The following is an 11,642-nucleotide window of genomic DNA, read 5'->3' on the forward strand; positions in this document are numbered from 1 at the left end:
CGGCGCTTTCGTCAGGCGAGATTTATCTCTCGCAGGCGCTGCATCAGGAAATCGTGGGCCGTGATGGGCGTGTAGCTGGCGGAATCTGCTGCAATTCCAGCGCCCGACTCGGAATCGCTTGCCGCAGCAAGGCTGGCCGGGTCGATCAGGTAGTCGGGGCGGAAATGCAGGAAGAACGGCATGGAATAGCGCGCCCGGCCCGCCGCTTCCCCGCGCGGATTGACCACGCGGTGGGTGGTGGAACGCAGGCGTCCGGCGGTCAGGCGTTCCAGCATGTCGCCGATATTGACGACCAGCGCGCCCGCCGGGGGATCGACTGCCAGCCACTCGCCCTGCTTCGTCAGCAATTCCAGCCCGGCTTCCTCCGCCCCCAGCAGCAGGGTGATGGTGTTGATGTCGCCATGCGCTGCGGCGCGGATGGCGCCTTCGGCATCGGCGCGGTCCATCGGCGGGTAATGCAGCAGGCGCATCACCGAATTGCCGTCCGCAATCGTCGGCTCGAAGAAATCCCGCTCCAGCCCCAGATGCAGCGCGATGGCTTTCAGCACGCGCGCGCCGGCCGTCTCGAACGCGGCGTAGAGGTCTTCGAACGTCTCGCGGAAACCGCCCACTTCCGACGGCCAGATATTGGGCGCCATGAAATCGGACAGCGCGTGCCCTTCAGGCAGGTCGCGCCCGACATGCCAAAATTCCTTCAGGTCATGGACCTTCGCATCCTTGGCTTTCTCCGTCCCGAAGGGGGTGTAGCCGCGCGCACCGCCGCCGCCCTCGATCTTGTAGGCACGCTTGGTCGCCTCCGGCAGCGCGAAGAACGCCTTCGACATCTCTTCCGCCCGCGCGATCAGTCCGGCGTCGATCCCGTGGTCGCGGATGACGCCGAAGCCGAATTCGGCAAAGCTGCGTCCCAGCTCGTCGGCAATGTCTTCCAGAGGACGGTCGAGGGAAACGGAGGCGATGGCGCCTGCCCGGGCGGTGTCTGCGGTGCGGGAATCGGTCATGGCCGATCCCCTTAATACGGCTCGCCGCGACTTAATAGGGCAGGAAGAGACCCGCCAGCGCCGCGCTCATCAGGTTGGCGAGACTGCCGGCCGCAAGCGCCCGCAGGCCGAGCCGGGCGATCACGGGGCGCTGGTTCGGGGCAAGGCCGCCCGTCACCGCCATCTGGATCGCGATCGAGCTGAAATTGGCAAAACCGCACAGCGCGAAAGTGACGATTGCGGTGGTGCGCTGGCTGAACGTGCCGTCCCCCAGCGCGCCCAGTTCGATGAAGGCGACGAATTCGTTGAGGACGATCTTGGTGCCGAACAATCCGCCCGCGATGCCTGCATCTTCCCATGGCACGCCGATCAGGAACATGACGGGGGCGAAGATGAAGCCGAGCAGCTGCTGGAACGAGAGTTCGGGATAGCCGAACAAGCCGCCGATTCCGCCCAGCACGCCATTGGCCAGCGCCACGAGCGCCACGAAGGTCAGCACCATCGCGCCGACCGCAACGGCCAGCTTCACCCCGGTCTGCGTGCCCTGTGCCGCAGCCTCGATCACGTTGGCGGGGACATGCCCTTCCTCGAATGTCTGGGCGATTTCCACCTCGTGCGGGACGCCGCCTTCGACCAGCGCGCCCGGACCTTCCGCGCTGATGCGCGACTTGGGCAGGTGAATGTCCTCTTCTTCCAAACCGGCCAGTTCCGCCGCGCCGCGCGCCAGGTCGCTCTCGTCGTCGGGCATGATGATCTTCGCCATCAGGATACCGCCCGGCGCGGACATGAAGGCCGCCGCCAGCAGGAACGGCACCGCCTCTTCCCCGATGAAGCTGGCATAGGCCGCCAGGATCGTGCCTGCGACGCCGGCCATGCCCACGCTCATCAGCGTGAACAGGCGGCTGGGGGACAGGGACGCGAGATAGGGGCGCACGACCAGCGGGCTTTCCGACTGGCCGACGAAGATATTGGCGGCGCTGCCCAGCGCCTCGACCTTGCTGATGCCGGTAATCCAGCCGATCACCCCGCCGACCCAGCGCACCAGCCTTTGCATGATCCCCCAGTGATAGAGGATCGAAACCAGCGCGGCGAAGAAGATGATGACCGGCAGGGCTGCAATGACGAAGGTATTGGTGAACGGGTTGGCATCCATCGGGCCGAACACAGCCTCGATCCCAACCTTGGAATAGTCCAGCAGGGCGATGACCCCGTTGGACAACCCCTGGATCGCCTGTACCCCGAACGGGGTCCTGAGCACCAGCAGCGCGGTTATGGCCTGCAACGCGAAGGCAGCGCCCACTACCCTGAGCGAAATGCGGCGTTTGCCCGTAGACAACAGGAAGGCGACCAGCAGGATCGCGATGATGCCGCACAGGCTGGTCAGGATCGGATGCATTGTCGGCAGGTTCCCCGTCGTCGGTTGCGGCCGACGGCCGCGCATATCATTCGCGGGGGCGCTTGCCCCGCGAATCCACACGTTTGCCCATTGCCGACCGGTCCGGACGAGTCAAACCTGCGCGCACGGCTTGTCAGACGTCTTGCGGACAGAAGGCGCAGGCACCCTTCCCTTTTCCCGGCAGGCTGCATAGTCAGCGTCCATGGATACCGACACCACCACCGCGCCTTCGGGCACCCCATCCGCGCATGCGATGCCCCGCGGCCTGTTCGTCCTGTCCCTGCTTTATGGCGGGATGGCCGTTCTGGCCGGGTTCCTGGCGTTCAAGCAGGTGCAACTGCCCTTCACCAACCTGGCGGTTGAGGCAGGCATTTTCGCCTTCCTGATCCTGGTCGTCGTCTCCAGCACGATCGCGCAGGTGTACGGGGATGCCACCGCGCGCAGGCTGGTGTGGTGGGGTTTCCTGCCGCTGGCCGTCTCGGCGGTCCTGATCTTCCTGGTGCTGTCGCTGCCCGCTTCGCCGGAAATGCTGGAATATCGCGCCAGCGACCTTGCCGCGTTCGAGACGGTATTGTCGCAGACCCCGCGCATCATGGCGGCGGGCCCGGCGGCCTATCTGGTATCGCTGCTGCTCAATGTCTGGCTGTTCTCCCGCCTGCGCGGCAAGACGAGCGGAGAGGGCACAACCACCGGCCTGATGATCCGCGGCGCCATCGCGTCCGCGCTCAGCCAGGCGATCGATTCGGTCATCTTCGTGACGCTCGCCTTCTATGGCGAGTTCGACATCACCAACCTGCTGATCGGACAGGTCATCGCGAAGGTCGTGCTGTCGCTTGTCTTGGTCCCGCCGCTGATTGCCCTGTTCGTGCGCATCGCCCGCCGGCTGGGCTGAGCGGGCACGCCTGTCCCGGCTGCACTAGCGAGAGCCAAGGCGCAGCCGGGATCGCGCGTCTGCCGGAAAAGGGATCGGCAGGGCGGAAAGCGCCGGTGCAAGCCAGACCGGCAGGGCTAGGTCGCCGCGCCCTGGCGGAAGGTTCAATCGTCCTTCCTGCGCTTCTCCCATTCCTCCAGCCGGCCGGCCGTGTCGCGCCGCACGGTGACCGCCAGTTCCCGTTCCTGCGCCAGCAGCGCGCGCAATCGGGGCGAGGCCTCGAGCGCCGCATCGACCTCGCGCCGCGAGGCGGCGTCCAGCGTCCCGTTGACGTAGAAGGGAAGCATGGCCGCCAGCCGCTCCGATGCCCCGTCGCCCTTCACCGCGAGGGATCGCTGCGAAAGATGTTGCCCTTTCTCAGGGATATGTCGGCAAGCCAGCCCAGGGCCGAACGGCTGGGCATGAAGAAATAGCCGCCGCCTTTCATCGTCACGTATTTCTGCAGGCCGCCCAGCCGGACCGGGCCTGCCGCCGTCGGAATGGTGAACCCGCGCTCGCGCATCCCGCCGTCCCGGACCGCGACCGGATCGGCCCCGATGATCGGATCGGGTTCGTTGTCGAGCCCGTGAAAAGCGGGCGCATCGGCCCAGTGCTGCTGCACGAATTCGAATTGCCGCTCGATATCGGTGCAGAAGCACGCGAACAGCAGCCCCTTCTCGCCATCGGCACGCGTGTATGGCCGCCCCCTTCGCAGCAGGCGGTGGCGGTTGGAAATCGCCTGTTCGTGCGGATCGTCCGGATGCTTGCTGTCGCGGGGATTGGTGCGCCTTATATGCGCAGCGAAGGGGCAGGCGAGGCCCTGCGGATCGTCGAGCGCGTAGGAGAAATCGTTTTCCGCCCATCGCTCGGGCGAAACCTGCTCGCCCTCCCGCCGCACCGGATTGCCGATCAGCGGGCGTCCGTCGGGCCAGCGGCCCATCATCTTGGCCTTCACCCATTCGGCATCGGGCATCTGTCCGACCAGCTTGTAGAGATCGCCCAGCGCCCCTTCCGAAAGCTGCCCGGCTGCGGTTTCGGCCCCTTTCTCGAACCCGCCCACGTCCTGCGCCAGTTCGCGGATGACCAGGAACGTGCCATTGCGCCCGAAATCGCGCGGCGCGTTGGCGAGGCTGCCGTCCCCGAAATCGGTATAGCGCGACAGATTGTCGCCGATGACCACCGGCAGCGCGCAGGCAATGTCGGCGTCTGCGGGCAGATGGGGGCTTTCCGGCATGTAGCCTGAATCGTTGGGATAGCCGATGACGAACTCGCCCGGCTCCACGATGTCGCGCTCCGGCACGTTCCTGACCGAGCGGGTGGTTCCCCGCATGACCGGCTGCGAAATACCGTCGCGAAAGCCGAAATGCTCGAAATCCGTGCGGTCGGGATGGTCGGAAACGGGCGCGCAATCGGTCTGGTGCAGGACCGCGCCGCCATGGTTTTCCAGCAATCCGGCGTGGATCGTCACCATGCGCTGCAAGGCCTCCGGCGTGGCGGCATAGAGCATCAGGGTCGCCTCCGCGGGGTCGTCCCCGGACGGATCGTCATGCCAGCGCCAGTGCTCCGGAGAATCCGCGCCGCGGTCGCCATTGATCCGGTGCCGCGCTGCCATGCCCATCCGGAATGCACCGGGCAGGCCGTCCCAAGCAGAGCCGGCCGGCATGTTTGGCGCATCGAACTTCGCCAGGCCCGCAGCCGCCAGGCCAAGGAATACCGCCTGCCCCATCGCCCTGTCGGCATCGCTGCGCCTGTCATCGCCCTCTTCCCTGCGGGCCTTGTCCGACCACGCATCGAAACCCATGAGCGGGCGATCCCCGAACGTGATGCTGAGCGAATGCGCCAGTGCATATTCGGTCCGCCGCCCCCCGGCACGCGGGACGGGGGTGATGACCTCGTGCTTCAGCAGTTCTTCCAGCACTTCGTCCGCGTCCCCGCCAGCGCCGGCCTGCACCGCGCCGACCTGCATGGGCCGTCCGCGGACCCAGCACAGCCAATTGCCCAGACTGACCGGATCGCCGGGCAGTTTCGCGACCAGGGCGACCGAGTATGGGAGCCGCTTCATCCCGCGAAAGACCAGTGCCTGCACCTCGTCGGTTTCGACCATGTTCGCGGTGCGCGGCATGGAGCTGAAGCAGCGGACCCATTCCTCCGCCTCGGTCGCGGTGCGGCCCAGCGCGGCCCCCACATGGATCTGCCCGTTATTGCGGATCTGGTCGGACGTCAGTTCCGGGAAGCGCGCATACCAGAACGGCGCAGCCCGCTGGACGGTCCGGGTGAACTGCTTGAACGCATCGGAATCGAGCGCCCCGTCGAGCATCATCAGGCGCGATTTCGGAAAGCCTTCCCAATTGCTCCACGCAGCGGTCTGGCCCTCGCTCGCCCGGACGATGAAATCTTCCAGGTAGTTTTCCCAGCTGCCATCGAAATTGGAATAGAACGCGACGACCCGCGTCCCCGGCAGGCGCCACCAGCGGGCATAGTGGATCGTGCCCATGTTCCACACGAAGCCCGGACGGATGCCGTGGGTGATGATCATCCGGATGCCCCACAGCGCCAGGGCGTGGAGGAAGGTGCGAAATGCTCCTTTTTTCAGCCGCCCGACTGCCAGCACGTGGTTCTGGGCGTAGCCGGGGTGATCCTCCGCTGCGGCCAGCGCCTTCAGGTGGTCCATGGATGCGCGCTCGGTGCTGGGGACTTCGGAGGTCTCCAGCACACGCAACCGCCAGACGAACAGGCCAGCAATCGCCGCCACCAGCAGCAGCCCTGCGATAATGCCAAGCAGCGGGGCCACAAGCCATGGCAGGGCAATCCCCTCGCCCAGCGCAGAGCGGATGACGGCGGTCGCCAGCAGCACGACGGCCAGCACGGGGAACCACACGGACAGCCCGTCGCCCGTGCCGAGAAAACGCCACAAAATTGCGCGCCATCCCTTTATCTGGCGGAATTTTGCCAATTGCAGCCGCATCCGGTCCGTGCCGAGATGGAAGGCATCCCACCCTTCGCGCTGCGCCTCGTCCATCAGCTGTTTCTGCGCATCGGTCGCCTCTGCCCTCAGCACCGGATCACCGCGCAGGATGCGGCGCAGATGGTTCAGGGTCAGCGTCGGATGGCTGCCCCGCGCGGTCTCGGTCGCGACGTAATCGCGCAAGGTCCGGCCGGCGAAATCCGCGAACTGGGCCTGCCGCGCAGTCCGCTCTACCGGGAATTCGCCCAGTCCGTTGAAATCGAGCCCCGTCGCTCCCCACAGCTTGCCATGCAGTATCACGACGTGGGCGCCCAGGAAGATGCGCAGCCGCTCGTCATGGCGCAGGCCGCAATGGGCGAAGACAGGATGAAGCAAGTCCCCCGCCTCCTCCTCGATCCGTGCCAGCGCGCCGGGAATGTCACCGTCGCAGCTCAGTTCGAACACCACGTCGAGACCGCGTTCGGATTCGAGCGCGACGAGGGATGCGAAATGAACCACGTTCGTCCGGTCGAGCGCGGCGCGTATGCCAGCCTGAGCCGGATGGCCGAGCGCGGAAATCGTTTCCTCCACCTGTTCCTTCGATGCGCCATCGGTGACGGGCGCGATCACCAGGAACATGGACTGTTTCGTGTCCGGCGCAGAATAGGTCAGGACGAGGTTGCGCGGGAACGGCCCGGCATATTTCACCCGCCCCCTGCGCCAACGGGCCCGGGCGACCCGGTCACGGCGCAGCAATGCGGTGAAACAGCCCGATATCTGGGCCACGGCATGGTGTTCGCCGAGGCAGCGATGGGAGCCGATGCCGAACATCAGGTCCGGTTCCTGGTACGACCCGTCGGCCCGGACCCGGTCGATCCGGAACGCGTTCGCGCGGTCCCATTCGCGCGGGTCGCGCATGGCCGACTGGGTGGATACCAGCAGCGTCGAACCGGCGGGGATCACGCGCGGCCTGCCATCGACGGACAGGGTCGCCTCCTTCGGGCAATAGCGCCACTGGCCCGGCGCGAGCGCAGGGTTCAGGCGGCCTGCCTCCAGCACGATCCGGCGCATCGCTTCGGCATCCCCGGACCGGGCTGCCGCCCGCGCCATCTCCAGCGCCTCCGGGCGGTCCAGCAGTTCCTCCAGCATCTTGGCCCCGGCCAGCGTATTGGTCGGCACGAAGCCTGCGGCAAGGCCCAGCAGCATGGCGCGGATGTCGCCATCGGTCAGCGAGGGATCCTCCCGCTGCACCAGCAGGAATTGCTCTACCAGCGTGGTACGCGCCTCCAGTCGCGGGCTGCCATGGGGCAGGATTTGCCGGTGCCGCGCGATCGCTTCTTCGATGACGGCCGTCAGGCGGACCTGCGCGTGCTTCGCCAGCCGCCGCGTCACCGGATCGCCGTAGGGATCCCCGAACAGCAGTGCGGAGATGGCCAGCGTCCAGTCGGCAAACAGGTCGGGGTCGGGACAGCTCAGCCCGAAATAGCGCAGGCAGATCTCGGTCGGCACGCGGCGCAGGAGGTCGGCGATGACGTCGATTTCGCCCCGCGCATTGTCGAGGATGCCGTCGGTAAACTGCTCCGCCAGGGCCCCGATGCGCGCAACGTCCCCCGGCAACAGGACGCGGGTCAATATCGCATGCAGGCGGTCGTGATCCTGCCCGTCCAGCCCCAGCAGGAATGTCGATCCCCCGCCCAGCTCCTTCATTTCGGGTTCGAACGGTACGATGAAGTCCTGCGGGCGGGCCAGCACGTCGCGGACCTGTTCGGCGCGGGTCACGTGAATTAGTCCGGCAAGGTCCAGCACCGGCCTGTATTGCCGCGCGAGGGCGTAGACGTAGGGAATGGCCGCCTGCGTCAGCCTGCCCGTTACCCGGGCGCGCCAGCTGTCCGGGCGCAGCGCGTCGATGGAGAAAGGGATATGCGGCCCGGCATCACCCCCGGCTGCGTCCTCTTCCTGCGCTTTCCTGATGCCTTCAAAATATTTCGCCCTGGCCATGCCCCTGTTTTTCCTGCGACGCGGGAGGATGCGACCCCTTGTCGTCAGTCGAGTGCGAGCCCTGCCCGGTTCAAATGCTCGCACAGAAATTCGCGGTGGCCGCTATCGTCGAAAGGCAGCCAGTCGATATAGCGGCGCGAGAAGCCCGGCTTGGCCTCCAGCAGGTCGCGCAAGCCCTCCTGCGCCCGCTCCATCTCGTCCATGTTCGACAGGGCCACGACCTTGACCATGTGGCTGAACCAGTAGCCAGAGCGCAGGCCGAGCGATTCCTCCGCGCATTCGACGGCGCGCTTGCAATCGCCGGACAACAGGTGCGCCATGGCCAGTTGGCCGTGGATGAAGAACAGGTCGTGATCCGTCGGGCTTAGCCTGCGGGCACGCTCCAGCGCCGCGATGGACCGGTTCCACTTGCTCTGGAAATAATGCACGCCGCCAAGCTGCGCGTGGGCCGCCGACAGGCTGGGATTGATCCCTATCGCCTGTGTCAGCAGCCTCTCCGCCCGCATGACCTTGCCCAGCCACAGCTCGACGATACCGGCCAGCATGTAGCCGCGCGCATCGCCGCTATCGGCCTTGATCACCATCTGCGCATCGCGCCGCGCCTGCCAGATCGCCTCGACCGATCCGCGATTGAGCCACAATTCGCGGATGTTCAGCCACAGCAGCTGGATGCGCGCCTCGACCGAGGACGGGTCTTCCTCGATCGCCTGCAGGAAAAGGGTACGTGCCTGCGCATTGTCGCCATCGGTCAGGCGATTGAGGTGGAACCGCCCGCGCCAGATCAGGTCGGCAGCGGTCAGCTGCGCGCCGTCCTTGCGATAGGATCGCTGCTGCTCCGCCTGTTCCACCCCCATGCCCAGCGCGGCCGCGATGTCGGCAATCATCCGGTCGGTGGTCGGGCGGTCTGCCGCGTTGCTCCATTCGTGCTTCTCGCTGCCGAGGGTCAGGCCTGTTTCGCCGTCCAGCAGGTCGATCCGCAAAGTCGCCTTCTCGCCCACGCGGACAAGACGCCCCTCCACCAGATACCGTGCGCCCAGCCTGCCGGCGACGCGGCGCGGTTCGACGTCGCCCGCGCTGATGGCAAAGCTGCTGGAGCGCGCAATGACCGGCAGCCAGCGCGTGTTCGACAGGGTCTCGATCAGGTCTTCGGCGAGGCCGTCGGCCATGATCCGCCCTTCCTCGTCCTCCGGTGCAATGGTGAAGCGAAGAACGGCGAGCGCGCCCTTGTCGTCCATCGCTTCTTCCGGTGCCGCTGTCGGCACGCCGCCGGAAGGCATCGGCGTAATGGCATGGCCTGCCGCCGGCGTGCCGCCTGCGCGGTCCTCTGCAAGAGCTTCCGCGCGGTCCGACAGGGACTGGCGTTCCTCGCGCAGCCAGTCCTCGAACGCCGATTCCCCGGCGATATCCAGCCCTTCGAGAAATTCTCCGAACGGCGGCTTGCCGTCGGGGCCGACGGGGGCGTTCACGTCGACCGACAGCCGGGCGAGGTCCAGCGCGACGGTCTGGTTGTTGACGGCCAGCAGCTCGGTATCGCCGTTCAGGAGCGGGCGCAGGTTCGACAGTTCGCGCCGCAGGCTGGCCCGCCCCTGTTCGGGTGCGCGGTCGTTCCACAGCATGTTCTGCAACCATGCGCGCGACCGTTCGCCGCCCGGCGCGGTGGCGAGCATCGCGACCAGCGCCTGACCTCGCTTGCTGCGGATATCGATGCGCTTTCCATCCGGCCCGTCGAGGCGGAAAACCCCCAGCAACCTGAGAGCGAAGATACCGTCCTGCGTCATCTCGCCCCCTTGCAATGCGCACCCCCTGTGCGCCCCCTTACGATGGGCCTGCACAGGCCCGATCGCTTCCATGACTAACGCATTCTCCCCATATTTCACGCTTTTTTCCCGCAGGAGTCACATTGCTTTCCCGCCGGCAGGGCAGGTGGTCCCTAGCCAGTATCTCGTGATCAGCGGGGATGGACCGGTTTCGCAGCGTCGCAAGCCACGCCGATGCGAAGCCGGGGGCAACCATCCCGACGGACCCGATCACGCGGATGGCGAAAAAGGGGAAACGACATGGACTGCCGCATCTGTCTGCAGAAGATTGCCGAAGGTAGCGAGAGCGCATTCGAACAGCTTTACTCCGCCATGAAGGGCGGCCTCGTCGCACAGGCGCAGGCCATCCTGGCGGGCGACATGGCGGCGGCAGAAGATGCCGTGGACGAAGCCTTCCTGCATATCTGGCAGAATGCGGACCGGTATGCCGGTCACGGCGCAGCGGCGGGCTGGATCCGCCGGATCGTGCGCAACAAGGCCATCGACCGGCTGCGCAAGGAAGGCCGCCGGGTCAGCATCCTGCCGCCCGAAAGCTTTTCCGAAATCGTCGATACAGGCCCCCGGCCCGATGCCCCTTCCCATGCCCGGGACATGACATCGCGCATCGCCTTCGCCTTGGGCAGCCTGTCGCCGGCGCATCGCGAATGCGTCACGCTCGCCTACTTCAACGAATTGTCGGTGCAGGATATCGCCGATGCGACAGGCGTGCCGGTCGGCACGGTCAAGACCCGGCTGCACTATGCACGCAAGGTCCTGAGGAAGGCGCTCGGCAGCAGCGAACTGGAAGCATGCGACCAGTCTGCGGCGCCCGCCATCCTGCCTGTCGCGGCTATCGGCACAGCGGTCCAGCCGGCACCCAATTACGCCATCGCCTGCTGACGGGCCGCCATTTCGTGCGGGCCGGACCCTTACCTTCGCGCAGAGGGTTCAGTCCGTGACGGGCGCGGCCGTTGGGCCCGATGCGGCGGCAGCGTCCAGCGCTTCTTCCACCGCGCCCAGCGGCACTGACCTTCCCCCCGAAAAGTGGACCATTTTGAGAGTTAGAGAACCGGCTATTTACGGCTTGAAAGGAGCTGATGAATGGCACGGAAGAGATACACGCCAGAACAGATTATTGCGATGCTGCGAGAGGCCGAGGTTCGGCTGTCGCAGGGCGAGAAGGTTGGCGCGATCAGCCGGTCGCTGGGGATCTCGGAGCAGAGCTACTACCGCTGGCGGCGTGAGTATGGCGGGCTGAAGGTCAGCCAGGCAAGGCGGTTGAAGGATCTGGAGAAGGAGAATCAGCGGCTGCGGAAGGCCGTCTCCGATCTCACGCTGGATGCTCTCATTCTGAAGGAAGTTGTTGAGGGAAAGTACTGAGCCCTTCACGACGGAGGCTGGCCATCGATCATGTGCAGGAGGTGCTGGATGTATCCGAGCGCCGGGCCTGCCGGGTCGTTGGTCAGCACCGCTCGACTCAACGCAAGCTGCCCACGCCACGAGCAGACGAGAAGCCGCTGACTGCTGCGATCATCCGGCTGGCGCAGCAATATGGTCGATATGGCTATCGCCGGATTACAGCGCTGCTGCGCAATGAGGGCTGGCTGGTCAACGCCAAGCG

7 protein-coding genes and 1 pseudogene are annotated in these 11,642 nt (G+C 66.1%); 3 read left to right on the plus strand and 5 right to left on the minus strand.

Features of this window, described 5'->3' with window-relative positions:
• Nucleotides 1–11 precede the first annotated feature (11 nt).
• Both ACGHJ7_RS08330 and ACGHJ7_RS08335 read right to left on the minus strand, forming a co-directional pair.
• Entirely contained in the window at nt 12–998 is a 987-nt protein-coding gene (locus ACGHJ7_RS08330) for an isopenicillin N synthase family dioxygenase (protein WP_390476280.1), read from the minus strand.
• A gap of 31 nt (nt 999–1,029) precedes the next feature.
• Entirely contained in the window at nt 1,030–2,373 is a 1,344-nt protein-coding gene (locus ACGHJ7_RS08335) for a NupC/NupG family nucleoside CNT transporter (protein WP_390476282.1), read from the minus strand.
• Between the two features lie 202 nt (nt 2,374–2,575).
• On the opposite strand from ACGHJ7_RS08335, the gene ACGHJ7_RS08340 reads away from it, so the two are divergent.
• Nucleotides 2,576–3,265, plus strand: a complete 690-nt coding sequence (locus ACGHJ7_RS08340; protein WP_390476283.1) for a queuosine precursor transporter — start codon at nt 2,576–2,578, stop codon at nt 3,263–3,265.
• 143 nt (nt 3,266–3,408) lie between these two features.
• On the opposite strand, the gene ACGHJ7_RS08345 is transcribed toward ACGHJ7_RS08340, so the two are convergent.
• The 3 genes from ACGHJ7_RS08345 to ACGHJ7_RS08355 are packed head-to-tail and all read right to left on the minus strand — an operon-like array spanning nt 3,409 to nt 10,003.
• Nucleotides 3,409–3,627: a zf-HC2 domain-containing protein gene (locus tag ACGHJ7_RS08345; RefSeq protein ID WP_390476285.1), complete on the minus strand. Its 219-nt coding sequence runs from the start codon at nt 3,625–3,627 to the stop codon at nt 3,409–3,411.
• On the minus strand, nt 3,624–8,225 hold the full coding sequence (locus tag ACGHJ7_RS08350; protein ID WP_390476286.1) for a cytochrome P450: 4,602 nt from the start codon (nt 8,223–8,225) through the stop codon (nt 3,624–3,626). The genes ACGHJ7_RS08345 and ACGHJ7_RS08350 overlap by 4 nt, the downstream gene beginning before the upstream one ends.
• Before the next feature lie 44 nt (nt 8,226–8,269).
• Nucleotides 8,270–10,003, minus strand: a complete 1,734-nt coding sequence (locus ACGHJ7_RS08355; RefSeq protein WP_390476288.1) for a hypothetical protein — start codon at nt 10,001–10,003, stop codon at nt 8,270–8,272.
• A 279-nt stretch (nt 10,004–10,282) separates the two neighbouring features.
• Between ACGHJ7_RS08355 and ACGHJ7_RS08360 the strand changes: the two genes are divergently transcribed.
• A complete protein-coding gene (locus ACGHJ7_RS08360) occupies nt 10,283–10,921 on the plus strand; it encodes an RNA polymerase sigma factor (protein ID WP_390476290.1) in 639 nt (212 codons plus the stop codon).
• A 201-nt stretch (nt 10,922–11,122) separates the two neighbouring features.
• Nucleotides 11,123–11,642 (plus strand): annotated as a pseudogene (locus ACGHJ7_RS08365) (transposase); the annotation flags it as partial.

Origin of the sequence: Altererythrobacter sp. MTPC7, from assembly GCF_042851395.1 — a bacterium.
Lineage (GTDB): Bacteria > Pseudomonadota > Alphaproteobacteria > Sphingomonadales > Sphingomonadaceae > CAJXSN01.

What these genes read in the sequence shown, in the direction of transcription:
- ACGHJ7_RS08340 (WP_390476283.1), top strand. Translation starts at nt 2,576, where the DNA reads ATGGATACCGACACCACCACCGCGCCTTCGGGCACCCCATCCGCGCAT.
- ACGHJ7_RS08350 (WP_390476286.1), bottom strand. Translation starts at nt 8,225, where the DNA reads ATGGCCAGGGCGAAATATTTTGAAGGCATCAGGAAAGCGCAGGAAGAG.
- ACGHJ7_RS08330 (WP_390476280.1), bottom strand. Translation starts at nt 998, where the DNA reads ATGACCGATTCCCGCACCGCAGACACCGCCCGGGCAGGCGCCATCGCC.
- ACGHJ7_RS08360 (WP_390476290.1), top strand. Translation starts at nt 10,283, where the DNA reads ATGGACTGCCGCATCTGTCTGCAGAAGATTGCCGAAGGTAGCGAGAGC.
- ACGHJ7_RS08335 (WP_390476282.1), bottom strand. Translation starts at nt 2,373, where the DNA reads ATGCATCCGATCCTGACCAGCCTGTGCGGCATCATCGCGATCCTGCTG.
- ACGHJ7_RS08355 (WP_390476288.1), bottom strand. Translation starts at nt 10,003, where the DNA reads ATGACGCAGGACGGTATCTTCGCTCTCAGGTTGCTGGGGGTTTTCCGC.